This window comes from Zoogloea sp. LCSB751 (assembly GCF_002028455.1).
Taxonomy (GTDB): domain Bacteria; phylum Pseudomonadota; class Gammaproteobacteria; order Burkholderiales; family Rhodocyclaceae; genus Zoogloea.
The window spans coordinates 247511-271837 of record NZ_MWUM01000002.1 but is presented as its reverse complement, the minus strand read 5'-3'; the positions used below and the strand labels follow the sequence as shown (position 1 = coordinate 271837).

The following is a 24327-nucleotide window of genomic DNA, read 5'->3' as shown; positions in this document are numbered from 1 at the left end:
CAATGCGGCATCCGATAAGAGGAAGTGTGTCCATGGCAGCAGAAGACGCCGCCGCCGCTCCAGTTCCGCCGCCCGCTTCGCCACTGGCCCAGGTGCTGGAAAACATCCGCAATCTGTCCCAGCGCCAGAAGATCGCCGCCGGCGCTGCGCTGGCGTTCGGTATTGCGTTGATCGTCGGCGTTCTGCTGTGGAGCCGGCAGCCGGAATATTCCGTGCTGTTCTCCAACCTTGCCGAGAAGGACGGTGGCGCCGTCGTAGCCAGCCTCCAGCAGCAAAACATCCCCTACAAGTTCTCGGACAACGGCAACGCCATCCTCGTCCCTGCCACCCAGGTCCACGACTTGCGCCTGCGTCTGGCCGCCCAGGGCATCCCCAAAGGCGGCCTGGTCGGCTTCGAGCTGATGGAGAACCAGAAGCTCGGCCTGTCCCAGTTCCACGAACAGATCAACTACCAGCGCGCGCTCGAGGGCGAGCTGTCGCGCACCATCTCGTCCATCGCCAGTGTTGCCGGCGCCCGTGTCCATCTGGCCATTCCCAAACAGACGGCCTTCCTGCGCGACGAGCAGAAACCCACCGCATCAGTGATGGTCAACCTGCACACCGGCCGCGCCCTCGACCCGTCGCAGATCGCCGGCATCGTGCACCTGATCGCCTCCAGCGTCCCCAACCTGACCAACGACAACGTCAGCGTCATCGACCAGGACGGCGCCCTGCTGACCAAGAAGCCCGACCCGCTGCGTGGCAACCTCGACGCCAGCCAGCTCAAATACACCCACGAACTCGAGGAAGGCTACATCGAGCGGGTAAACTCGATCCTCACCCCGCTGTACGGCAAGGGGAACTTCCGCGCCCAGGTGTCCGCCGACGTGGACTTCAACCAGACCGAGCAGACGGCCGAAACCTACCGCCCCAACCCGTCGCCGGAACAGGCCATCCGCAGCCAGCAGAGCAACGAAAGCCAGACTCGCGACCAGGGTCCGCAAGGGGTGCCGGGCGCACTGACCAACCAGCCGCCGGTCCCCGCCACCGCACCGGTCACCACGCCGGCGGTGCCGCCGACCACCGCCAGCGGCCAGGCACCGCTGACCTCCACCAAGAGCGCCACGATCAACTATGAAGTAGACAAGACCATCCAGCACACACGCAAGGCGTTGGGCCAGATCAAGCGCCTGTCGGTGGCGGTGGTGGTGAACAACAAGGAAGAGAAGGACAAGAACGGCAACGTCAAATCGGTGCCGATCCCCGAAGAAGAGCGCCAGCGCATCGAGAACCTGGTCCGCGAGGCCGTCGGCTACAGCAAGGACCGGGGCGACACCATCAGCGTGGCCAGCAGCGCTTTCGTCACCTCCGACAAGGATCTGCTCGAGACGCCGTTCTGGAAGGATCCGGACAACCTCGCCCTGTTCAAGGAGTTGACCAAGTACCTGGTCATCGCCGGCGTGATCGCCTTCGTGGCCTTCGGCGTCATCCGCCCGCTGATGAAGCAGGTGCTGCCGCAGCCGGAAGTCAAGGACGAGGAAGAAGGCGCGGGCACCGAACCCGGTGAGGGTGAGGAAGGCGCCGAGGGCGAGGGAGGCGAAGAAGGAGAGGAAGGCACCCGCGTCGCGCTGTCGCCCGAAGCCGCGGCACGCCTCGCCTATGAAGAGAAACTGGCCAAGGCGCTGGCCCTCGCCAAGGAAAATCCGCGGGTCGTCGCCAATCTGATCAAGGAATGGATGGGAGCCAATGAGCAGCAACGATGAAGGGCTTGAAAAGGGTGCCCTGCTCCTACTGACCCTCGGTGCCGACGAGGCGGCCGAAGTGCTCAAGCTGCTCGGTCCACGGGAGGTCCAGAAACTCGGTGCGTCCATGGCCTCCATGCAGGCCCAGCCGCGGGAGCGGGTCGAGGGCATTCTAGATGAACTGATCGCCTATGCCGAGAAGGGCTCGCCGATCGAGGCCGACCACGAGCACATCAAGGAGATGCTCACCAAGGCCCTCGGCGACGAGCGCGCCACCCATCTGATCAGCCGCGTGCTGCAGGGCTCGGACACCGCCGGTATCGAGAGCCTGAAGTGGATGGATGCCGCCACCGCGGCCGACATGATCAAGAACGAGCACCCGCAGATCATTGCCACGATCCTGGTGCACCTGGAGTTCGATCAGGCCGGCGACATCCTCAAGCATTTCACCGATCGTCTGCGCAACGACGTCCTGCTGCGGATCGCCACCCTCGACGGCGTCCAGCCGATTGCGCTGAAGGAGCTCAACGAAGCCCTCACGCGCATGCTGTCGGGCGCCTCGGCAGTCAAGAAGACCGCCATGGGCGGCGTCCGCCACGCGGCCGAAATCCTCAACTTCGTCGGTTCGGCGGCGGAAACCGCCATTCTCGACAACGTACGCGAATACGACCCGGACCTGGCCCAGAAGATTCTCGACGAGATGTTCGTCTTCGAAAACCTCCTCGACCTGGACGACCGCGGCATCCAGACCCTGCTGCGGGAAGTTCAGAGCGATTCGCTGGTGGTTGCCCTGAAGGGTGCCCCACCCGAACTGCGCGAGAAGATCTTCAAGAACATGTCCCAGCGGGCCGCCGAAATGCTGCGGGAAGACCTGGACTCCCGCGGGCCGGTACGCCTGTCCGAGGTCGAGGCCGAGCAGAAGGAAATTCTCAAGACCGCCCGCCGCCTGGCGGAAGAGGGTCAGATCGCCCTGTCCAGCAGCGGAGGCGACGATGCCTTCGTCTAGGCCCGGGGGCCTCCCATGAGCATGGATCGCCACCAGGCTGTCGGCATCTACCGGCGCTGGACCCCACCGTCCTTCGACGAACCGGCGCCGCCGCCCGCGCCGCAGGAGCTTGCGCCGCCAGAGCCCGAGCCGGCCACGGAGCCCCCGGTGGTCGAACCGCCACCGATCGAAGCGGCCCCGGAGCCCGAGCCCATTCCCGAACCCTCGCCCGAGGAGCTGCTGGACGAAGAACCCGTTTTCCAGCTGCCCACCGCGGAAGACATCGAACGCATCCACGAGGAAGCGCGCAAGGAAGGCTATGCCGCCGGCTACGAGGAAGGCACGGCCCGTGGGCGCATCGAAGCCATGCATTTCCATGGTCTGGTCGAAGGGCTGGAAAAGTCCCTGACGACCCTCGACCAGGAGGTCGCCGAGGAAATCCTCGCCATGGCCGCCGAACTGGCGCGCCAGATGGTCCGCCACACCATCACCGCCCGACCGGAGACGATCACGGACCTGCTGCGCGAAGCCCTCGGGCAGATGCCCCAGACCCACGCCCAGATCCACCTCAATCCGGAAGACGTGGAGATGGCACGAGAGTATCTCGGCGAGCACATGGCCCACGCCGGCCATCGGCTGGTCGAAGACGCAACCATCAGCCGCGGCGGTGTACGCATCGAAGCGGCCGGCAGCCAGATCGACGCCACGGTGCAGACCCGCTGGCGCCGCATCATGGACAACCTCGGCCGACACATCCCGTGGGATGGAGATGAGCCCTGATGGATCACGGCACCGACACCTGGCGCGCCTTCCTGGCCGACGGGCGCAAGCTCATTGGCGCTACGCCCCCTTACCAGGTGGCTGGCCGCCTGACCCGCATCAATGGCCTGGTCATGGAGGCCTCCGGCCTCAAGCTGCCCCTCGGTTCGGGCTGCAAGATCGTCATTCCGGGCGGCAGTTCGGTCGAGGCCGAGGTCGTCGGCTTCAACGGCGAAAAGATCTTCCTGATGCCCACCGACGACGTCTTCGGCCTGTCGCCGGGCGCCCACGTCTTCCCGATCGAACCGACCCAACCGCCGCTGATCGCCGGAGAACGTATCGAGCCCCGCCGCCGCGCCTCCGACCGGGCCAAGCACCTGCCGATGGGCGACGAGCTCCTCGGCCGCGTGGTGGACGGTGCAGGCCGTCCGCTGGACGGCCTCGGCCCGCTGAACACCCGTCACTCCCGCTCCCTGCAGTCCCGCCCCGTCAATCCACTACAGCGGGCCCCGATCGATCAGTCCCTCGATGTCGGCATCCGCGCCATCAACGGTCTGCTGACCGTCGGCCGCGGCCAGCGGATGGGTCTGTTTGCCGGCTCCGGCGTCGGCAAATCGGTACTGATCGGCATGATGGCGCGCTTTACCGCTGCCGACGTGATCGTCGTCGGGCTGATCGGCGAGCGGGGCCGCGAAGTAAAGGAGTTCATCGAGCACAACCTGGGTGCCGACGGCCTGGCCCGCTCGGCCGTCATTGCCGCGCCGGCCGACTGCAGTCCCTTGATGCGCCTGCAGGGTGCCTCCTATGCCACCACGGTGGCCGAGTACTTCCGCGATCAAGGCAAGCAGGTCCTGCTGATCATGGACTCCCTGACCCGCTACGCGATGGCCCAGCGGGAAATCGCGCTGGCCATCGGCGAGCCCCCGGTGACCCGCGGCTATCCCCCATCGGTCTTCGCGCGCCTGCCGGCTCTCGTCGAACGTGCCGGCAACGGCCCGGAGGGCGGCGGTTCGATCACCGCTTTCTACACGGTACTGGCCGAAGGCGACGACCAGCAGGACCCGATCGCCGACTCGGCGCGGGCCATCCTCGACGGCCACATCGTGCTGTCGCGCAACCTTGCCGATCAGGGCCACTACCCGGCGATCGACATCGAGCAGTCCATCTCCCGGGCCATGCACAACCTGGTCAAGAGCCAGCATTTCGACGTCGTGCGGCGCTTCAAGCAGCTGTTCTCCCGTTACCAGCGCTCCCGCGACCTGATCGCCGTCGGTGCCTACCAGGCCGGCGCAGACCCGATCCTCGACCAGGCGGTAGCAATGTATCCGCGCCTGGAAGCCTTCCTGCAGCAACGCATCGACGAATGCGAACCCTACGACTCGGCGGTCGAGAAGCTTTACACACTCTTCGGCGCAACGCCGTAACCCAGGCGCCGCAGCAAGGCTATTCTTGGCCCCCGTAAAGATTCCGACCTACGGTCCGATAACGTAGAAAGCACCTGAAAATGTCCGAGCCTTTCCCGCTACAGACCTTGCTGGACTTGGCCAACAACCGGATGGATGACGCCGCACGCAAGCTGGGCGAGCTGATCGCCAGCGAACGGGCGGTCGAAGAAAAGCTCACCCTGCTGGTGGACTACCGCAAGGAGTATCAGGCCCGCTTCGTGGAGGCCGCGCGCAACGGCATTGGCCCGGACGCATGGCGCAACTACAGCGCCTTTCTCCTCAAGCTTGACGATGCAATCACCATCCAGCAACGGGCGGTGGCCGACTCCCGGCGGCGTGTCGAACAGGGGCAGCAGGCATGGGTGGACCAGCGCAACAAGGTCAAGGCTTTCGACACCCTCTCCCAGCGCCACCAGAGCCAGCAAGCCCGCAAGGAAGCGAAACAGGAACAGAAACTCACCGACGAACACGCCGCCAAACAGTTTCGCGACCGGGACCAGGACGACTGATCGAGTTGCCGGTCCACAGCTGGCATGCAGCTTGCTGAAAGGTGGTGTCTGCATCCTTCCACGGGAACATCATCATGTCCGGACCGGCTTTGAACCCTCTCGCGAACATCGCCACCACAGCCAAAAGCGCCGACCTTCCGCGCGCCGACGGCACCGCTGCATCCGGTGCAGATGCAGCCGACACCGGCTTCTCCCGCGAACTGCAACGTCAGATCGACCGCGACACCAAACCCACCGGCACACCCACGGGTTCGCCCCCGGCGACATCCGGCAAGACCACCAACGAAAAGAGCGCCGACAGCAAGGCTGGCACCGCAGCTGACGCCACGACGGAAGACACGGCGGCAGACTCCCAGGCCACAAGCCCCGACGTGGCGGCCCTGCTCGGCAGCCTGCTGACCACAGGCACTAGCACTGGCACGGGCGCCCCCTCTTCCCGCCAGAGCGATGACGAGGAAGCCACACCGCTTGCCGCCCTGCCCCAGGAATCCCTTCCAGCCGCGACGGATGCGGCTCTCGCAGCGCTCGTCGCTGCCGGACAACGCCCGGCGGCAACGTCGCCAGGCGGCACGGTGACGCTCGCCAGCGAACAGACGGATGCCATTGCCGACGGGTCGGACCTCGACCTCACCGCCGGAGGCCGGCACCCGGGGGCAACCGGTCTGGCCTTCGCCGATTCGGGAAGCAACCCGCACCTGGCCGATCCGGCCACGGGTAGCCTCCCTCTGGAGGCAGCGCTTACCGACTCCGCGGCAAAACTTGCCGCCTCGGGCGAGACTGCCGGCAAACGCCCGGAGCTCACCACCGAAACGGCTCCCGTCAATGCCTTCGCCGGTATCCATGCAGCAGCCCTCGCCAACCTGCGCGGGGAGTCTCCAACACAGGTCGCCTCACCCATTCCAATGCACGTGGCCACCCCTGCCGGCAGCCCCGGCTGGCCCGAAGAGGTCGGCAGCCGCGTGAGCTGGATGGTCGGACACGAGGAAAGTCACGCCCAACTCACCCTCACGCCGCCGCAACTGGGCAAAATCGAAGTGTCGATCACTGTCAGCGGCGACCAGACCAGTGCACAATTCGTGGCCGCGACACCGGCAGCCCGGGAACTGATCGAACAGAGCTTGCCGCGTCTACGCGAAGTCCTCGAACAAAGCGGAATCAACCTCGGACAGACCGACGTCGGGACCTCGGGCCAGTCGAACAACTCCGGTGAAGGCCAGCGTGGCAAGGCCTGGGGCGACCAACGCGGCGCGGATGACGGGACGACGCCCCGCGTGGCCGCCCAGCAATGGGTCCGGCGCGGGGACGGTCTGGTAGACACGTTTGCCTGAAATGAGGTAAATGGCGGGCGATCACGCCCCTATTTCCGGCTTGGCAGGCGGACGTGATGGATAACAATGCAGTGAGATAAGGAGCGATCCAGCATGTCGAAAGCACCTGCCAAGGCGGAAGCCGCCGAAGGCGAAGCGCCCGCCAAGGGTGGCAAGAAGAAACTCATCGTCATCATCGCGGCCGTGCTGATCCTGGCGATCGCCGGCGGCGGCGCATTCTTGCTGCTGGGCAAGAAGAAGCATGCGGATGGCGAAGAGGCCGAGGAAGAGACTGCGCATGAGCCGCCGAAGGTCAAGGTCGACCCGTCCCACCCGCCGGTTTTCGTCCCGCTGGAGCAGTTCACCGTCAACCTGGCGCCCGAAGAAGGCGAACACTTCCTCCAGTCGACGATGGTGTTGCGGGTGGCGGATGCCAAGATCGGCGACTCCCTGAAGCTCTACATGCCGGAACTGAAGCACCGCATCATCATGCTACTGTCCTCCAAGAAACCCTCCGAACTGGCCACCGCGGAAGGCCGCGAGGAGCTTGCCGACGAGGTCAAGGACGAAGCCAACGACGTGCTCGGCTACACCCCGAACCCCAAAAAGAAGAACAAGCGCAACCGCCCGGAAGACGACGGCCCTGTGCTTGCCGTCCTGTTCAACCAGTTCATCGTGCAGTAACGGGGTTTCATCATGGCCCAGGATTTTCTCTCCCAAGAAGAAGTTGACGCCCTGCTGAAGGGCGTCACCGGGGAGAGTGAGGAAGCCGACAGCGCGGAAGAACATGCGGGCGGGGTACGCGACTACAACCTCGCCACCCAGGAGCGCATTGTCCGTGGGCGTATGCCCACGATGGAGCTCATCAACGAGCGCTTCGCCCGCTACCTGCGGGTCGGACTGTTCTCGTACATGCACCGCAACGTCGAGGTATCGGTCGGGCCGATCAAGGTCCAGAAGTTCAGCGAGTTCGTGCGCAACCTGGTGGTGCCGACCAACCTCAACCTGTTCATCGCCAAGCCGCTGCGTGGCACCGGACTGATCGTACTCGACCCGAACCTGGTGTTTCTGGTAGTGGATAACCTGTTCGGCGGCGACGGACGCTTCCACACCCGGGTCGAAGGGCGCGACTTCACGCCCACCGAACAGCGCATCATCCAGGGGCTGCTGAAGGTCGCCTTCAACGAGTATGAAAAGGCCTGGGCGCCGGTCAAGAAGCTGGAGTTCGAATACGTCCGCTCGGAAATGAACCCCCAGTTCGCCAACATCGCAACGCCCAGCGAAATCGTGGTGGCGGCATCGTTCACGCTGGAGTTCGGCGGCTCCCAGGCGGAGATGCATTTCTGCTTTCCGTATTCGATGCTGGAGCCGATCCGCGAAACGCTCTATTCGACGATGCAGAGCGACCACATCACCCAGGACAATCGCTGGGTCAGCATGATGGGGAAACAACTGCAGAGCGCCGAAGTCACCCTGACGGCACGCCTTGGCTCGGCCAAGGTCACCCTCGGGGACATCGTCAACATGAAACCCGGCGACGTCATTCCGCTGACGATCCCGCCACTCATCCAGGCCGAAGTGGACGGCATTCCCTTCATGGAGTGTCACTACGGCGTCCAGCGCGGCCAATACGCCCTCAAGGTGGAGCGTTTCCTGGCGCAGGAAGAAGAAGTCGCCCCGAAGGGCTAGGAGCACGAGATGTCAGAAACAGACACCCCAGACGACGACAATCAGATCAGCGACGACGATTGGGCTGCCGCCATGCAGGAACAGGCTGCGGCCGAGGGACTGACCGACCCGGCGCAACCCGGTCTGGCCGACGAGTCCCCCTATCAGGCCAAGCCAGCCAGCCAGCTGTTCCCGGATTTTGGCCAGTCGGGGCCCAAATCGGGCTCCATCAACGACTACGACATGATCCTGGACATCCCGGTGCAGCTCACCGTGGAACTGGGGCGCACCAAGATCGCGATCCGCAACCTGCTCCAGCTAGCCCACGGATCGGTGGTCGAACTCGATGGCCTGGCCGGCGAACCGATGGACGTGCTGGTCAATGGCACGCTGATCGCGCAGGGCGAGGTGGTCGTCGTGAACGACAAGTTTGGCATCCGCCTGACCGACATCATCACGCCTGCAGAACGCATCCGCAAACTGCGCCACTAACTGCACGCACGACAATGCCGGCCCCCTGCGGGCCGGCATTTCTTGTCCCTCCGGGAGGCAGTCTTCAAGGGGTCGCGGCATCCCCGTGCAGACGGGACAGCACCGAACGCACGGGCCGCCGGTCGGGCGCATTGGCCCGATGGAGCAGCCAGCGTTCGCCAAGGATCTGCAGCGCGCGCTGACGCTTGGCTTCATAACCTGCGGAAGGCTCGACCGCCCCCTCCGCCTTTCCTTCAGACGCGCCAGCCTCGGGCTGGATGTCACGATGCCAGAGCAACATGATCACACCTCCAGGACGTTATGCTTGGTTTGAGTGTAGGCATAGCATGCCGTTCAGCAGCGTGAACTGAAAAGCATGAAAAAATACCGTTTTGGGCGCCTAATCGTGACTTTGGTCCGAACCACACCCCTCTAAGCTCTTCTATTAGCCTCCCCACCGTGTATCGACCCACCATGCGCCCCACCACGCTCGCCCCCATCGGCCTGCTGGCTCCGAGCCCATTCGCCCTGGCTGCCGACGGCACTCTCGACGTTGCCGGCAGCGTCCTCCAGATGTTCCTGGGCCTGGCACTGATCCTAGGGCTGCTCTACGCCACGCTGCTTTTCCTCAAGCGCTTCGGTGCTGGCGCGTCCGGCGGTGCCAACCTGCTGAAGGTACGCGGCGCCGCCCCGGTCGGCCCCCGCGAGCGTGTCGTACTGGTGGAAGTAGCCGACAAGGTGCTCGTCCTGGGGGTCGCCCCAGGGCAAATCACCACGCTGCACACCCTGGATACCGCCGACCTTCCCCTGAACGCCGGCGATACGGGCGTACGCCCCGGTGGCAAGGACTTCCAGACCTGGCTGAAACAGACGCTGGAGCGCCGGCCGTGACGCGCGTCCTGTCGTTCGTGCGTCGCCTTGCGCCGCTGTGCCTGCTGACCCCCCTGCCGGTCCTGGCCCAGGCCCTGCCCGCCCTCACCAGCACGCCGGCCAGCGGCGGTGGCACCCAGTACAGCCTGTCTATCCAGACCCTGCTGCTGCTCACGTCCCTGAGCTTTCTGCCGGCCATGGTGCTGATGATGACCTGCTTCACGCGGATCATCATCGTCATGTCCCTGCTGCGCCACGCCCTCGGCACCCAGACCTCGCCACCCAACCAGGTGATGATCGGCCTGTCCCTGTTCCTGACCTTCTTCATCATGTCACCGGTGGCCGACAAGGTTTACACGGACGCCTGGGTGCCCTTGTCGGAGAACCGCATCACCTTCAACGAGGCCCTCGACCGGGCCACCGTGCCGGTCAAGGCCTTCATGCTCAAACAGATCCGCGAACCGGACCTGAGCCTGTTCGCCAAGCTCGCCAAGACGCCCCGTGTCGAAAAAGCCGAGGACCTGCCGATGCGCGTCGTCATCCCGGCCTTCGTCACATCAGAACTGAAAACCGCCTTCCAGATCGGCTTCATCGTGTTCATCCCCTTCCTGATCATCGACATGGTGGTCGCCTCGGTGCTGATGTCGATGGGTATGATGATGATGAGCCCGGCCACCGTCGCCCTCCCCTTCAAGATCATGCTATTCGTGCTGGTGGACGGCTGGGACCTGCTGATCGGATCGCTGGTACGCAGTTTCGGCTGACCAAGGATTCCACCATGACGCCCACCACTGTCATCGACCTCGGCCGGCAGGCCCTCGAACTCACCCTGCTGGTGTCGGCCCCGCTGTTCATCGCTGCGCTCGTTACCGGCCTGATCGTCTCGATCTTCCAGGCCGCCACGCAGATCAACGAACAGACTCTGTCCTTCGTGCCCAAGCTGATCGCCACTTTCATCACACTGGTCTTGGCGGGGCCGTGGATGATCACGATGCTGACCGACTTCATCCGCCGCCTGTTCGACAGCATCCCCGCGCTGATCGGCTGAGGCCGGCGCCCCCCATGCTATCCATCACCTCTGCCCAGCTCGATGCATGGCTGGCCATGCTGGCCTACCCTCTGGCGCGCATCCTCGGGCTGGTGAGCACGGCCCCGATCTTCGGCAACGATGGTATTCCGCGGCGCATGCGGCTGCTGGCCGGGCTGGCCATCACCATCGGCCTCGCGCCGGCGCTACCTGCCATTCCCAGCGTCCCCCTGGGTTCCTGGGACGGCCTGCTGATCCTCGGCCAGCAAACCCTGATCGGCCTGGCCATGGGCCTGACCATGCGCGTCGTGATGGCGGCCCTCGAACTGATGGGCGAACTCGCCAGCCTGCAGATGGGCCTGTCCTTCGCCACCTTCTTCGACCCTACGGCAGGTGGCCAGACGGCCGTTGTCAGTCAGTTCCTGACCCTGATGTCCTCATTGATCTTCCTGGCCCTCAACGGACATCTGCTGCTGGTGGACGCACTGGCCCGCAGCTTCGAGTGGCTGCCCATCGCCGCCACACCAGTCCGCAGCGAGGGCTGGCTGTTGCTGGCCCGCTCCGGCAGCATCATTTTCGGCAGCGGCGTGCTGATGGCGCTGCCCATCATCACGGCACTCCTGATCACCAACATTGCCCTCGGCATCCTCACCAAGGCCGCCCCCCAACTCAATCTCTTCGCCATCGGTTTCCCCATCACCCTGACCGTTGGTCTCGGCATGCTGGTCATGACCCTCGAGCGCATGGCACCGCTGTTGCAGCGCCTCTACGACCTGGGTTTCGAGACCATGGCGCAAGTGGTACGCGCGACATAGCGGGTCTGGCGATCCGTCGGCAAATACGGACACTCAATTTCCTCGGGCATTGACCGATATTCTTCCTATCAGCGCCGCTCAACCATCGAACGGCGCACCCGCGGAGCCCCCATGGCCATAGTCATCGTCGACGACACCCCCATCAACCTCACCCTGATCCAGGCCCTGGTGCGCAAGCTGACCCCCGCCGGCACCGAGATCCATGCCTTCGTCTCACCGGTCGAAGGCCTGCAGTGGTGCGGGGAGAACGAACCCGACCTGATCATCGTCGATTACATGATGCCCGACATCAACGGCATCGAATTCATCGAGACCATCCGTCGGCGCCATCCAGCCGATGCGGTACCGATCCTGATGGTGACCGCCGCCCATGAAAAGGAAGTCCGCTACCAGAGTCTGAGCGCCGGCGCCAACGACTTCCTGACCAAGCCCATCGACCGCCACGAGTTCGACCCCCGCGTCCGGACAATGCTGGCCCTGCGCGACAGCCACAAGCGCATGCGCAGTTGGAACGATGATCTGCGCGACGCCGTCATCCACAAGACGGCAGAAATCGTCGCCCGCGAGCGGGAGACCGTGACCCGGCTGGCACGCGCAGCCGAATACCGGGACCCGGAAACCGGCGCCCACATCGTTCGCATGGCCCATTACTCGGAACTCATCGCCCGCCACATGGGCCTCGACGCGGAGTATTGCGAACGCTTGCTCAGCGCAGCCCCGATGCACGACGTCGGCAAGGTCGGCACGCCGGATCACATCCTGCTCAAGCCCGGCCGCCTGACCGACGAGGAAATGGTCATCATGCGCCGCCACGCCACCATCGGCCACGACATTCTCAGCGGCTCCAGCTCGCCGATGATCCAGATGGCCGCCGAGATCGCCCTCAACCACCACGAGAAGTTCGACGGCAGCGGCTATCCTGCCGGGCTGGCAGGCGAGGCGATTCCACTGTGCGGACGCATCGTGGCGGTCGCCGACGTCTTCGATGCCCTCACGTCCTCTCGTCCCTACAAGCTGGCCTGGGAGCTGGAGCGGGCGGTGAGCTTCCTCAAGGACGGACGCGGCAGCCACTTCGACCCAGTGTGTGTGGATGCCTTCCTTGAGCGGTGGCCCGCCGTGCTGACCATTCGCGAACGCTATCAAGACCAGGAATGAGTGCTCCATTTCATGCCCTGGCATCCCGCCTCGGTCTGCGCTCCCTCGGCCAGCAGCTCACCTTCCTGTTCGCAGCGCTGCTGACCCTGTCGATCGGTGCCTATTCCCTTTATATCGGCCTCGAACAGGCCGCCTACGTGGAACGCCTCGAACGGCGCCATGGGGACGAACTGGGGCAACAGATGGCAGCGGCCCTCGAACCCCATATGGCAACCGGCGATGCCACCCGCGTTCAGTCCCACCTGCAACAACTGCAGACATCCCCGAGCATCCGTCGGCTGACGGTCACCGACCGCCGGGGCACGCCCATCGCCAGCGTCATCCGGACACACGACAATGCACCGCTGGAAGCCGAGGCCATCGACGCCACCCCGCTGATGCCCCCGACGGCCAACCGCCAGGCCAGCACATCCCCCGCCCACACCGATAGCGAAACGCTCCTGTCCTGGTCCGGCATTGGCGAACACGCCCCCCTCGGCTGGCTGCGGGTCGAGATGAAGCCCGTCGCCGCCAACGAGAGCTTCCAGCACATCATCGAGGACAGCGCCCTCGCCAGCCTGCTGACGCTTGTAGCCGGCACGACTGCCATCCTGTACTTCCTGCGCCCGCCGCTGCGCAGTCTCGAACGGGCCACCAACTTTGCCGAGTCCCTCGAGAGCAGCCAGGGCAGCGTACTGGCCGAGCCCAGCAGCATCAACGAAATCCGCAAGCTGGTGGATGCGCTCAACTGGACCTCCATTCGCCTGTTCGACGGCCAGGCCGCCCTCACCGCCAGCGAATCCCGCAACCGGGCGATCACCGAGGCGGCCCTCGACTGCATCATCACGGTGGACAGCGAGGGCCGTATCATTGAGTTCAACCCTGCCGCCGAGCGGACCTTCGGCGTTCCTCGCAGCAAGGTGCTTCACCAGTCCTATGCCCTTCTGTTCTTCCCTGAGCGCCTGCGGCAAGCCCAGAGCGCGGAGCTCACCAAACTGCTGACCGACACTCAGCTCGAACGCATCGGACAGCGCATCGAAGGCATCGCGGTACGCCAGAGCGGCGAGGAGTTTCCGGTGGAACTGGCGCTGGTTGCAGTGGAAAGCGACGGCCAGCGACTCGTCACCGCCTACCTGCGCGACATCAGCGAACGCAAGGCGGCCGAGGCCTACATGCGCGACGCCAAGGAAGCGGCCGAAGCCAACAGCCGCTCGAAGAGTGATTTCCTGGCCAACATGAGCCACGAAATCCGCACGCCGATGAACGCCATCCTCGGCATGACCGACCTGGCCCTCGATACCGAACTCGACGACGAACAGCGGGAATATCTGCTGCTGGTGAAGAGTTCCGCCAACGCGCTGCTCAACATCATCAACGACATCCTCGACTTCTCGAAGATCGAGGCCGGCAAGCTGGATTTCGAACACATCGACTTCAGCCTGCGTGACTGCGTCGCCCTGGCCGTGCGCACGCTGCAGCAGCGCGCCGCCGAGAAGGACCTGCAGCTCACCGCCCAGATATCGCCCGACGTACCCGACAGCCTGATGGGCGATCCGCACCGCCTGCGTCAGGTGCTGATCAACCTGCTCTCCAACGGCATCAAGTTCACCACCGCCGGCAGCGTGACGCTGCTTGTCCAGCCCGGCCAGGCCGGGGATGTCGACGGCAAGGCCGCGATCCACTTCCGCGTCCAGGACACCGGAGTCGGCATTCCGGCCGAGAAGCAAAGCCTGATCTTCGATGCCTTCTCGCAGGCCGACACCTCAACGACCCGTCGCTATGGGGGCACCGGGCTGGGTCTGACGATCAGCGCCCAACTGGTTCAGGCCATGGACGGTCATATCGGGGTGGAGAGCACCCCCGGTCATGGCAGCACCTTCCACTTCACCGCCCACTTCGATCGCGGCCAGCACGTGGCAATGATCGACGAAGAAGCGCACCTGGACAATCTGCCGGTTCTCGTCGCGGTGGACAACCCCACCGAACGGGCCATGCTGGTGGAACTTCTCAGCCAATGGCGGATGGCACCGCTGGCCATGCCCGACGCAGCCAGCAGCCGGCGCGAACTGGCCGACGCCTGTGCCAACGACAAGCCCTTCCGGGTGGTCATCGTCAGCACCCAGCTCCCCGACGCCGAGGGTTTCCAGTTGGTCGAGGAAATTCCCCGGGTAACCCGCCCCCAACCCTGTATCGTCATGCTGGCAGGGGAAGGACGGCGCGGGGACGGGGCACGCTGCCGGGAGCTGGGAGTATCCGCCTACCTGCCGATGCCGGTACAGGCCTCGGACCTGCTCAACGCCATTCTGTTGTCGGTCGAACCGATCCACGCCGCCGAGCACGAACGCGCACTGATAACACGCCACACGCTGCGCGAGCAGCGGCGGCAGTTGCGCATTTTGCTCGCCGAGGACAACATCGTGAACCAGACCCTCGCCCTGCGCCTGCTCGAGAAGCTCGGGCACCAGGTCGAAGTCGCCAACAACGGCGCGGAAGCCGTCGAGCTGCACGCCCACGGACATTTCGACATCATCCTGATGGATGTCCAGATGCCCGTCCTCGGCGGCTTCGAGGCAACAGCCAGAATTCGAGAAAGAGAAGCCGCCGGTATGCCCCGCACCCCTATCATCGCCATGACTGCCCACGCCATGAAAGGCGACCGGGAACGCTGTCTGGAGGCCGGCATGGACGGCTACCTGTCCAAACCGGTCCATGCCCCGGATCTTGTCGAGGTCTTGATCAGCAACGTTGGCAACGACGATCCGGCACCACCGCCGGCCACCGAATCCGCCCCAAGCGGAGCCCCCGTTTTCGACAAGGAAAAAGTCCTCGCCAACCTGGGGGACGATGAAGAACTGCTGGGCCAGCTGATCGAGATGTACAGCGAGGACGAGCCGCGCATGCTGTCCAACGTGGATAAGGCTGTTGCAGCCGGCGATGCGGAGTCCCTGTACAGTTCGGCGCACGCACTGAAGGGCGCGGTTTCCAATTTCTGCGCCGAGCAGGCCCAGGCCAAGGCTCAACAGCTGGAGCGCATGGGGCGTGAAAAACAGCTGGCCAACGCACCGGCCGTTCTGGCCGAGCTGCACCAGGAACTGCTCGCCCTGCGGGAAGCCTTCGGCCTCCCGCCCCGGTAACGCAGTCCTCAGGTCCTGGACTGGATCAACTCGACCTTGTAGCCGTCCGGATCCTCGACAAAGGCGATCACCGTGGTGCCATGCTTCATCGGGCCGGCCTCGCGGACGACCTTGCCTCCCCGCGCCTTGATCGTCTCACAGGCGGCGTAGGCATCGGGCACTTCCAGCGCGATGTGCCCGTAGGCCGTGCCCAGCTCGTAGGACTCGACGCCCCAGTTGTGGGTCAGCTCAAGGACCGCCCCCTCCGATTCATCCTGGTAGCCAACGAAGGCCAGCGTGAACTTGCCTTCCGGATAGTCATGCCGGCGCAGCAGGCGCATACCGAGCACCTCGGTGTAAAAGGCAATGGAACGGTCGAGATCGACGACGCGGAGCATGGTGTGCAGAAGACGCATGAGCTTTCCTCGGTTCAAATGTGCGGAAGGGATGTGGCCACCTGACGGAGCGTCTGGCGGGCCGCAAGATGGTCGGGATACAGGGACTCCACTACCGACCAGAAGCGCGGCGAGTGGTTCATCTCAACCAGGTGGGCCACCTCGTGGGCGACCACGTAATCGATCAAGCCCAAGGGCAGATGGATGAGCCGCCAGTGCAGGCGGATGCCGCTACGGCTGCTGCAGCTGCCCCAGCGCGTGCGCGCATTGGTCAGCCCGACGGCAGGCACCGGACGGCCGAGACGCAGGCAGAACTCCTCGACCCGGTTGGAGAACAGTTCCAGCCCACGCCGCTGCAGGCCCCGCAGCAACAACTGGCGGGCATCGCCGCCGTTGCGCAGGGCCAGCTCGAGGATGCGCTCGGGGCCGGACTCATGCCACAAGACCCGGTTGTTGCCCCGCCCGAGGCGAAGATGCCAGGTATCGCCGAGCAGCGGCAGTGTTGCCCCCTCCTCGGGAACGAAGGCCGGCCGCTGGCTGGCCGGAGGGCGCTTGTGCAGCGTGTCCACCACCCAGTCGGCGTGGCTGCGGATGAAGGCTTCCACGTCCCGCAACAATACCCGCTGCGGCACGCCAACCGTCAGGCCACGCTCGTCGATGCGCAGCCCGAGGGTCTTGCGCACACTGCGCCGCAGCCGGTAAACGACCCGCTGACCGTTGAGGACGATCTCGCGGGTCTCGACGGCCACGGCAGTCACGCCTGGACCGATTCCTTGCGGGAATGGCCGCGGTAGTGATGCGGAAACAGGCGGCGCATCTCGGCCTCGATCCACTTCTCGGCACGGGCATTGATCTCGTCGGCGGACAGGCCGGTGGTGTCGATCACCGGCCCGATGCTCACCACCACCTCGCCCGGACGCTTGAAGAAGGCGTTGCGCGGCCAGAACTCGCCGGCATTGTGGGCCACCGGCACCACCGGCGTGCCGGTCTGCGCGGCCAGCCAGGAACCGCCGGCCTTGTAGCGCTTCTTGCTGCCCGGCGCAACGCGGGTACCTTCCGGAAAGATCGTCACCCACAAGCCGTCGGCCAGGCGCTCACGCCCCTGGGCCTCGACCTGGGCTAGCGCATCCTTGCCGGCAGCCCGGTCGATGGCAATCATCGGCATCTGGGCGATGCCCCAGCCGAAGAAGGGCACCTTGTGGATTTCCTTCTTCATCACGAAGACCATCGGCGGGAAGATGTCCTGCAGCATGATGGTTTCCCAGGCCGACATGTGCTTGGAGACCACGATGGCCGGGCCCTTGGCCGGAATGTTCTCGGCGCCGATCAGGCGGTAGGGAATCCCGAGCACATGCTTGATAACCCACGCCATGATGCGCGGCCAGCCACGGATGATCTTGTGGCGGGTCTTCGGTCCGAAGGGGAAGGTGGCCATGCCGATCAGCGCATAGAGCGGCGTAAAGAAGCCGAGGGCCAGCATGAACAACAGATTGCGAATCAGAACCACGGGACGGACACCTTCAGGCGGTGAGCTGCGCGACGATGGCCGCCAGATCGGGATGGATTTCAGTGCCCTCGGGCAGCGCCGGGTCGGCCTGGGTCTTGGCGCCCTTGCCGGTCAGCACCAGATAGGGCTTGCACCCCACCGCGACACCGGCCTGCAGGTCGCGCAGACTGTCGCCAACCACCGGCATGCCCGCCAGATCCACATTGAAGCGCTCGGCGATCTGGATGAACATGCCCGGCTTGGGCTTGCGGCACTCGCAGGTGGAGTCTGCCGGATGCGGGCAGAAGAAGATCCCGTCCAGCCGGCCGCCGACCTGAGCCAGGGCCTTGGTCATCTTCTCGTTGATGGCATTGAGGGTGTCCATGTCGAAGAGGCCGCGCCCGACCCCCGACTGGTTGGAGGCCACCACCACCCGCCAGCCCGCCTCATTGAGACGGGCGATGGCTTCGAGGGAGCCGGGAATCGGCTTCCACTCCTCGGGTGACTTGATGAACTGGTCGGAGTCGAAATTGATGACCCCGTCCCGGTCGAGCACGATCAGCTTCATGGACGGACCTCAGGCGGACAGGCGGGAAATGTCGGCCACCTGGTTCATCAGGCCGGCCAGCTGGTTCAGCAGGGCCAGGCGGTTCTGACGCACCAGCGGCTCCTCGGCCATCACCATCACCTCGTCGAAGAAGCGGTCCACCGCCGCCCGCAGGCCGGCAAGGACGCGCAGCGCGTCAGTGTAGGCCTCGTTCTGGAAGTGGGAGCGGGCCAGCGGCGCAACTTCGACGATGGCGTGGAACAGGGCCTTCTCGGCCTCTTCCACCAGCAGCGCCACATCGGGCTCGCCGATCGGGCCTTCGGCCTTCTTGAGGATGTTGACGATCCGCTTGTTGGCAGCGGCCAGCGCGGCAGCCTCCGGCAGTTGCTGGAAGGCCACGACGGCGTCGAGCTTCGGCACCACCAGGTCGATGCGGGTCGGCTTGAGAGCCAGCACCGCGTCCACCACGTCCTGGGCATGGCCGGCGTCGCGCAGGGTGTTGCGCAGACGTTCGAGGATGAAATCGTACAGGGGGCCATCCACCTCGGCGGTCAGCACACCCGGGGTGAAGGCAGCCACGGAGATCTTGATCAGCTCGGCCAGGTCGAGGGGCAGCGGCGCTTCCATCAGGATGCGCAGCACGCCCAGGGCCGCGCGGCGCAGGCCGAACGGGTCCTTGTCGCCGGTCGGGATCTGACCGATACCGAAGAAGCCGACCAGCGCATCGAGCTTGTCGGCCAGCGCCAGCGCACGGCCGATGTTGCTGTCGGGCAGCGCATCGCCGGCGAAACGCGGGCGGTAGTGCTGCTCGATGGCCTCGGCCACCACCGGTGCGGCGCCTTCGGCCAGCGCGTAGTAGCGGCCCATGGTGCCCTGCAGCTCGGGGAACTCGCCGACCATGTCGGTCAGCAGGTCGGCCTTGGACAGCAGCGCGGCGCGGTTGGCCTGGTTCTCGTCGGCACCCAGCAGGCCGGCGACCTTGCGGGCCACGGCGGACAGACGCTCGACGCGGTCGCCGAGGGAACCCAGCTTGTTGTGGTAGACCACCGAGCCGAGCTTGACGACGCGCGGCGTGAGGCCGGCCTTGATGTCCTGCTCGAAGAAAAAGCGCGCATCGGACAGGCGCGGACGCACCACGCGCTGGTTGCCGGCGACGATGTTGGACGGGTCGGCCAGTTCCATGTTGGAAACGATCAGGAAGCGGTTGAGCAGCTTGCCGGCCGCGTCGAACAGCGGGAAGTACTTCTGGTTGGACCGCATCGTGAGGATCAGGCATTCCTGCGGCACGGCCAGGAACTCGGCCTCGAACTCGCCGACGTAAACCGTGGGGTGCTCGACCAGCGCGGTGACTTCGTCGAGCAGGTCGGCGTATTCGCCCAGCGTGGCGTGCTGGCGGCCGGCTTCGGAGACGAGTTGCTTCTCGATGTTGGCGCGACGCTCGGCGAAGTCGGGGATGACCTTGCCTTCGGCCAGCAAGGTCGGCTCGTAAGCATCGGCGGTAGCGATCTCGATGTCGCCCTTGCTCATGAAGCGGTGGCCGCGGGTCGTGCGGCCGGACTGGACGTCGAGCACCGAACCGGGAACCACGTTGGCGCCGTGCAGCAGGGTCAGCTTGTGGGCGGGACGCACGAAGGTCGCGTCACCATCGCCCCAGCGCATCACCTTGGGAATGGGCAGCTGCTTCAGCGCATCCTGCACGATGCCGGCCAGCACGTCGGCCAGCTTGGCACCGGCCACGGTTGACGTGTAGAACAGCGCTTCGGCCTTGCCGTCCTGGCGGCACTCGAAGCTCGCCACGGCAGACAGCGGGATGCCCTTGGCTTCCAGCTTCTTGCTCAGCGCCGGGGTCGGTTGGCCGTCGGCGGTCAGCGCCACGGACACCGGCATGATCTTCTCGGTGACATCCTTGGCGGCGGCCTCGGGCAGCACGTGGGCGATGGTCACCGCCAGCCGGCGCGGCGTGGCGAACCAGCGGAAGGCACCGTCAGCAGCCGCCAGGCCGCGCGCACGCAGGCCAGCGACGATGCCGTTGGAGAAGGCCTGGCCCAGCTTGGGCAGGGCCTTGGGCGGGAGTTCTTCGGTCAGCAGTTCAACGAGCAGGGTCGCGCCGGTCATCACGCGGCCTCCTTCTTCAGCATCGGGAAGCCGAGGGCTTCGCGGGAGTTGTAATAGGCCTGGGCCACTTCACGGGCCAGGGCACGCACGCGGCCGATGTAGGCGGCGCGCTCGGTGACGGAGATCGCCCCGCGGGCATCGAGCAGGTTGAAGGTGTGGGAACACTTCATAACCATCTCGAAGGCCGGCAGCACCAGCGGTACGGCCAGCAGGCGCTTGGCCTCGCCCTCGTACTCGCCGAACAGGCGGAACAGCCATTCGACGTTGGAGTGTTCGAAGTTGTAGGTGGACTGCTCGACCTCGTTCTGGTGATAGACGTTGCCATAGGTCACCGGCGTACCGTCCGGGCCGATCGACCACACCAGGTCATAGACGTTTTCAACGCCCTGCAGATACATGGCCAGGCGCTCGAGGCCGTAGGTGATCTCGCCGAGCACCGGCTTGCAGGACAGGGAGCCGACTTCCTGGAAATAGGTGAACTGGGTGACCTCCATACCGTCCAGCCACACCTCCCAGCCCAGGCCCCAGGCACCCAGCGTGGGCGACTCCCAGTCGTCCTCGACGAAGCGGATGTCGTGGGCGTTGGGATCGATGCCCAGCGCACGCAGGCTGTCGATGTAGAGCTCCTGGATGTTGACCGGCGACGGCTTGAGCACTACCTGGTACTGGTAATAGTGCTGCAGGCGGTTGGGATTCTCGCCGTAGCGGCCATCCTTCGGGCGGCGGGAGGGCTGCACGTAAGCGGCATTCCAGTGTTCCGGGCCGATGGAGCGCAGGAAAGTGGCGGTATGGAAGGTGCCGGCGCCGACCTCGATGTCGTAGGGCTGGAGCAGGGTGCAACCGTGCTCGGCCCAGAAGTTCGAGAGGCGCAGGATGATCTGCTGGAAAGTCGGTTTTTGAACGGACATGGGTGCTCCGCGGCAGGCGCCGCGCGAATTTGGGCAAAACGCGGATTTTACTGGGTTTCTGCGCCCAGGGGAGGCCCGACGGTACGAAGCCGGCGGCCCTCCTGCCCGTCCGGCCGCACCGATTACTGTCAAGAAATTGAACACATCGGCCGTAAATAAGGCGACGGACATATAACATCGGTCAGCCGGTAACCGGCGGCGCCTGAGCAAATTCAGGTTTGAGGAGAGGATCCATCATGAAACTGGAGAACCTGCGCGTATCCACGCGCATGCGACTACTTGTCGCCCTGACCCTGCTCGGTCTCGTTGCGCTATGCGCAGTGAGTCTGGCCCATCTGCACAACAGCATGATGGACGATCGCAAATTGCAGACCCAATACCTCGTGGAAAGCGGTGTCGGCATCGTCGATCATTATTACAAGCTATCCAAAGCCGGTACTCTCAGCGAAGCCGATGCCCAGAAAGCGGCCAAGGACGCCCTGCGCAACGTCCGCTATGCCGGCAACAATTACCTGTTCATCGTCGATAATCGCAGCCATTACGTGATGCTGCCTCCCAAACCGGAACGGGAAGGCACTGACGCCAGCGGCCAGAAGGACACCAACGGCAAGACGATGATCACCGAGATGGTCAAGGTTGCCGCTACCGGCGGTGGTTTTGTCGATTACTGGTTCCCGAAAGCCGGCGAAACGACACCCCAGCCGAAGCTCTCCTACGCCGCCCCCTTTGCGCCCTGGGGCTGGGTGCTGGGCACCGGCATCTATGTGGATGACGTGGATAGCCAGTTCCGCTCGATCGCCACCTTGCTCGGCGGCATCTCGCTGGGTCTGCTGCTCTTGCTTGGAGTCGTCGGCTGGCGAGTCAGCACCAGCGTCACCAGCCAGCTTGGCGGTGAGCCAACGGAGGCCACGGCGGTGATGCAACGCGCAGCCCAGGGCGATCTCACCTCCAATCTGGGTACCGTGGCCAGCGGCAGCATGCTCGGTGCCCTCGACACCATGGTCAGCGCCCTGCGCAGCATGATGGGTGAGATCAACAGCGGCGCCAACCAGCTCGTACACAACGCCGACCACATCAGCCGCGTGTCGAGCGAGGTCGCCGAAGCAGCCGAACGCCAGTCCGACGCCACCACGTCGATGGCCGCCGCGATGGAAGAACTGACTGTCAGCTCCAGCCACATTTCGGCCAGCGCGCTCGAAACCGAACAGAACTCCCAGGATGCCATGCGCCTGGCCGCCGAAGGCACCCAGCGGGTGGACCAAGCCTCCGGCGCGATCCGCAAGATGTCGGAAACCGTCACCAGCGCCTCCAGCCGCATCCTGGCGCTGGAAGAACGCATCGGCCAAGTCTCGTCGATCGCCAACGTCATCAAGGAGATCGCCGGCCAGACCAACCTGCTGGCCCTCAATGCAGCCATCGAGGCCGCCCGCGCCGGCGAACAGGGGCGTGGCTTCGCCGTGGTTGCCGATGAAGTCCGCAAGCTGGCTGAACGCACCTCCTCCGCCACCACCGAGATCGAGCAGATGATCGCCGGCATTCAGAGCGACACCAGCAGTGCGGTCGAAGCGATGAACGCAGCACTGCCCGAAGTGGACCAGGGCGTTGCGCTGGCCGCCTCGGCAGCGGAGGCCCTGCATGCCATCGAGCAGGGCGCCCGCCAGACCCTTGAGCGGGTCCGCGAGATTGCCGACGCAACGCGGGAACAGAGCGCCGCCAGCACCTCCATCGCCCAGCGCGTCGAGGAGATTTCCACGATGGTGGAAAGCACCACCGAGAACATTCGTGGCGCGGCCGATGCCGCCATCGGTCTGGAAAAGATCGCCTTCAGCCTGAAGGATCAGATCGGCCGCTTCCGCGTTTGAATCGCCGGCCAACGGGCGGAGTAAGGCCAGGCAAATACCGAAGCCTTCCCCGCCCTCTCCCGGAGCCGGACAACGGACCGGGGGGGGGGTGCCGGAAAAGGTTTCTGCAAACGCAATCTCAGTTTTGTCAGTCGCTCATCGATATCGCCTTCGATAAAACTGCTCCAGGATACGCTCCGCCGTCTTCCAGCCCGCCGACGGCAATGGCTTCGGCTGAGCCGTCGACAAATTGGGCGTCAGCCCGTGAAACCCCCGCACATTGAAGCAGTCACGATTACGATCAAGGAAAGCACACAATTTCTCAAGACGCCGGACAACCACCGAATCCGGACGGGTCTTGCCACGATTCAGCAATTCGAAATTGTGGGACAACAGAACGAAAGAACGGTATCCGTTTTCGAGGGCGCGCCACAACAAGCCCTCCAACTCCCGATAAGAACAAGCCGACAATTGGGCATGCCTGTGCCCACCGACGCCATCCGAGAATATCGTCATCGGATACTCATAAACACCTTCGCATTCAATGGGCTCCAGCAAGACCTCCCCTGGCGCGACCCCACTGTCCGGCCCTAACAGACAGGCGTTATAGCTGCTATCAAATGGAATACCCAGGGTCGCCAAGGCCCTCAGCGTATCCCTGTTGAACGCAAAACTACCGGCGCGAAACGCATTGATGGTCGGTGCCCCAGCTTCATGGAGCAGCTCCCGTCCCTTGTCGATCAAGATCGTCTGCTCTTCGAGAGTGAAATAGCGCAAATGCTGACGCTTGCCTTCAACCTTATCCAGCAGAGGAACTCGCGATTCGTCCACCCACTCGGTGTGCAAATGCAGTTGCACCTCCTGTCGCTGCTCACGGATCATCGCCACGATCTCACGCAGGGGGTCGACGCCGAATCGCGTGGCAAAAAGTGGCTCGACGAAAAATACCCCGGTCAAACCATGGGAATCGAGAATGTCGACATGACGTGACAAGCCGTAGTCACCGCGCGGAGTCGGCCCATAAACATACTTGCGGAATGCATCGGGAAACTTCTGATCGAGGTCTTTCCAACCATCACACCAGATTTCGACATCAACCGTGATAAACACGTCTAGCATTGTTCAATACCCACATTCCTGAGAGCCATACGCCATTCCTTCAAATATGAATCCCGCGGCACTACGGGGCATTCCTGCAGTTGCAAAGCGAA

Annotated in this window: 24 protein-coding genes; 16 read left to right on the top strand and 8 right to left on the bottom strand. The window is 64.5% G+C overall.

The genetic code is table 11. The annotated features are described in order from the left end of the window. Positions 1–32: 32 nt before the first annotated feature. The 9 genes from fliF to fliN all read left to right on the top strand — a co-directional run bounded on the left by fliF (position 33) and on the right by fliN (position 8886). Positions 33–1742, top strand: coding sequence for a flagellar basal-body MS-ring/collar protein FliF (gene fliF, locus B4920_RS04135; RefSeq protein WP_079433346.1), 1710 nt, complete (start codon positions 33–35; stop codon positions 1740–1742). Continuing rightward, entirely contained in the window at positions 1726–2727 is a 1002-nt protein-coding gene (fliG, locus tag B4920_RS04130) for a flagellar motor switch protein FliG (RefSeq protein WP_079433345.1), read from the top strand. Before fliF ends, fliG begins: the two co-directional genes overlap by 17 nt. 15 nt (positions 2728–2742) lie before the next feature. Further along, on the top strand, positions 2743–3486 hold the full coding sequence (locus tag B4920_RS04125) for a flagellar assembly protein FliH (protein WP_079433344.1): 744 nt from the start codon (positions 2743–2745) through the stop codon (positions 3484–3486). Then, complete coding sequence (fliI, locus tag B4920_RS04120) at positions 3486–4889, top strand: flagellar protein export ATPase FliI (RefSeq protein ID WP_079433343.1); 1404 nt, start codon at positions 3486–3488, stop codon at positions 4887–4889. Before B4920_RS04125 ends, fliI begins: the two co-directional genes overlap by 1 nt. 80 nt (positions 4890–4969) lie before the next feature. Then, positions 4970–5419 (top strand): flagellar export protein FliJ, encoded by a 450-nt coding sequence (gene fliJ / locus B4920_RS04115; RefSeq protein ID WP_079433342.1) that lies wholly within the window; start codon positions 4970–4972, stop codon positions 5417–5419. A gap of 89 nt (positions 5420–5508) precedes the next feature. After that, the gene (locus B4920_RS04110) at positions 5509–6747 is read left to right on the top strand and encodes a flagellar hook-length control protein FliK (protein ID WP_161493232.1); all 1239 of its coding nucleotides are present in this window, start codon (positions 5509–5511) and stop codon (positions 6745–6747) included. Between the two features lie 93 nt (positions 6748–6840). Beyond that, positions 6841–7410, top strand: a complete 570-nt coding sequence (gene fliL / locus B4920_RS04105; protein ID WP_079433340.1) for a flagellar basal body-associated protein FliL — start codon at positions 6841–6843, stop codon at positions 7408–7410. Between the two features lie 12 nt (positions 7411–7422). Further along, positions 7423–8415, top strand: coding sequence for a flagellar motor switch protein FliM (gene fliM / locus B4920_RS04100; RefSeq protein ID WP_079433339.1), 993 nt, complete (start codon positions 7423–7425; stop codon positions 8413–8415). A 9-nt stretch (positions 8416–8424) separates the two neighbouring features. Next, positions 8425–8886, top strand: a complete 462-nt coding sequence (fliN, locus tag B4920_RS04095) for a flagellar motor switch protein FliN (protein ID WP_079433338.1) — start codon at positions 8425–8427, stop codon at positions 8884–8886. 64 nt (positions 8887–8950) lie between these two features. Here fliN and B4920_RS04090 read toward each other — a convergent pair whose 3' ends face one another. Further along, positions 8951–9166, bottom strand: coding sequence for a hypothetical protein (locus B4920_RS04090; RefSeq protein WP_079433337.1), 216 nt, complete (start codon positions 9164–9166; stop codon positions 8951–8953). Positions 9167–9339: 173 nt separating this feature from the next. On the opposite strand from B4920_RS04090, the gene fliO reads away from it, so the two are divergent. The 6 genes from fliO to B4920_RS04060 all read left to right on the top strand — a co-directional run bounded on the left by fliO (position 9340) and on the right by B4920_RS04060 (position 15845). Continuing rightward, a complete protein-coding gene (fliO, locus tag B4920_RS04085; protein ID WP_254050826.1) occupies positions 9340–9756 on the top strand; it encodes a flagellar biosynthetic protein FliO in 417 nt (138 codons plus the stop codon). Continuing rightward, positions 9753–10499 carry a flagellar type III secretion system pore protein FliP gene (gene fliP / locus B4920_RS04080; RefSeq protein WP_079433336.1) on the top strand — a complete coding sequence of 249 codons (747 nt, stop codon included), beginning with the start codon at positions 9753–9755 and terminating at the stop codon, positions 10497–10499. Before fliO ends, fliP begins: the two co-directional genes overlap by 4 nt. A gap of 14 nt (positions 10500–10513) precedes the next feature. Next, positions 10514–10783, top strand: a complete 270-nt coding sequence (gene fliQ / locus B4920_RS04075; RefSeq protein WP_079433335.1) for a flagellar biosynthesis protein FliQ — start codon at positions 10514–10516, stop codon at positions 10781–10783. A gap of 14 nt (positions 10784–10797) precedes the next feature. After that, the gene (gene fliR, locus B4920_RS04070; protein ID WP_079433334.1) at positions 10798–11577 is read left to right on the top strand and encodes a flagellar biosynthetic protein FliR; all 780 of its coding nucleotides are present in this window, start codon (positions 10798–10800) and stop codon (positions 11575–11577) included. A 111-nt stretch (positions 11578–11688) separates the two neighbouring features. Then, positions 11689–12732, top strand: a complete 1044-nt coding sequence (locus B4920_RS04065) for an HD domain-containing phosphohydrolase (RefSeq protein ID WP_079433333.1) — start codon at positions 11689–11691, stop codon at positions 12730–12732. Beyond that, on the top strand, positions 12729–15845 hold the full coding sequence (locus B4920_RS04060) for a response regulator (protein ID WP_079433332.1): 3117 nt from the start codon (positions 12729–12731) through the stop codon (positions 15843–15845). Before B4920_RS04065 ends, B4920_RS04060 begins: the two co-directional genes overlap by 4 nt. A gap of 8 nt (positions 15846–15853) precedes the next feature. On the opposite strand, the gene gloA is transcribed toward B4920_RS04060, so the two are convergent. Genes gloA through glyQ form a run of 6 tightly spaced genes read right to left on the bottom strand, consistent with a single transcriptional unit; the run spans position 15854 to position 21275 of the window. Then, the gene (gene gloA / locus B4920_RS04055) at positions 15854–16240 is read right to left on the bottom strand and encodes a lactoylglutathione lyase (protein WP_079433331.1); all 387 of its coding nucleotides are present in this window, start codon (positions 16238–16240) and stop codon (positions 15854–15856) included. Between the two features lie 14 nt (positions 16241–16254). Next, entirely contained in the window at positions 16255–16977 is a 723-nt protein-coding gene (locus tag B4920_RS04050) for a M48 family metallopeptidase (RefSeq protein ID WP_079433330.1), read from the bottom strand. Next, positions 16974–17726 carry a 1-acyl-sn-glycerol-3-phosphate acyltransferase gene (locus B4920_RS04045; protein ID WP_079433329.1) on the bottom strand — a complete coding sequence of 251 codons (753 nt, stop codon included), beginning with the start codon at positions 17724–17726 and terminating at the stop codon, positions 16974–16976. The genes B4920_RS04050 and B4920_RS04045 overlap by 4 nt, the downstream gene beginning before the upstream one ends. Positions 17727–17739: 13 nt before the next feature. Beyond that, complete coding sequence (gmhB, locus tag B4920_RS04040) at positions 17740–18273, bottom strand: D-glycero-beta-D-manno-heptose 1,7-bisphosphate 7-phosphatase (RefSeq protein WP_079433328.1); 534 nt, start codon at positions 18271–18273, stop codon at positions 17740–17742. Between the two features lie 9 nt (positions 18274–18282). After that, positions 18283–20367, bottom strand: coding sequence for a glycine--tRNA ligase subunit beta (gene glyS, locus B4920_RS04035; protein ID WP_079433327.1), 2085 nt, complete (start codon positions 20365–20367; stop codon positions 18283–18285). Then, positions 20367–21275 carry a glycine--tRNA ligase subunit alpha gene (gene glyQ / locus B4920_RS04030; protein WP_079433326.1) on the bottom strand — a complete coding sequence of 303 codons (909 nt, stop codon included), beginning with the start codon at positions 21273–21275 and terminating at the stop codon, positions 20367–20369. The genes glyS and glyQ overlap by 1 nt, the downstream gene beginning before the upstream one ends. Before the next feature lie 236 nt (positions 21276–21511). Here glyQ and B4920_RS04025 point away from each other — a divergent pair, with 236 nt between their 5' ends. Continuing rightward, on the top strand, positions 21512–23137 hold the full coding sequence (locus tag B4920_RS04025; protein ID WP_079433325.1) for a methyl-accepting chemotaxis protein: 1626 nt from the start codon (positions 21512–21514) through the stop codon (positions 23135–23137). Positions 23138–23272: 135 nt separating this feature from the next. Here B4920_RS04025 and B4920_RS04020 read toward each other — a convergent pair whose 3' ends face one another. Then, on the bottom strand, positions 23273–24235 hold the full coding sequence (locus B4920_RS04020; RefSeq protein WP_079433324.1) for a polysaccharide deacetylase: 963 nt from the start codon (positions 24233–24235) through the stop codon (positions 23273–23275). Positions 24236–24327 lie beyond the last annotated feature (92 nt).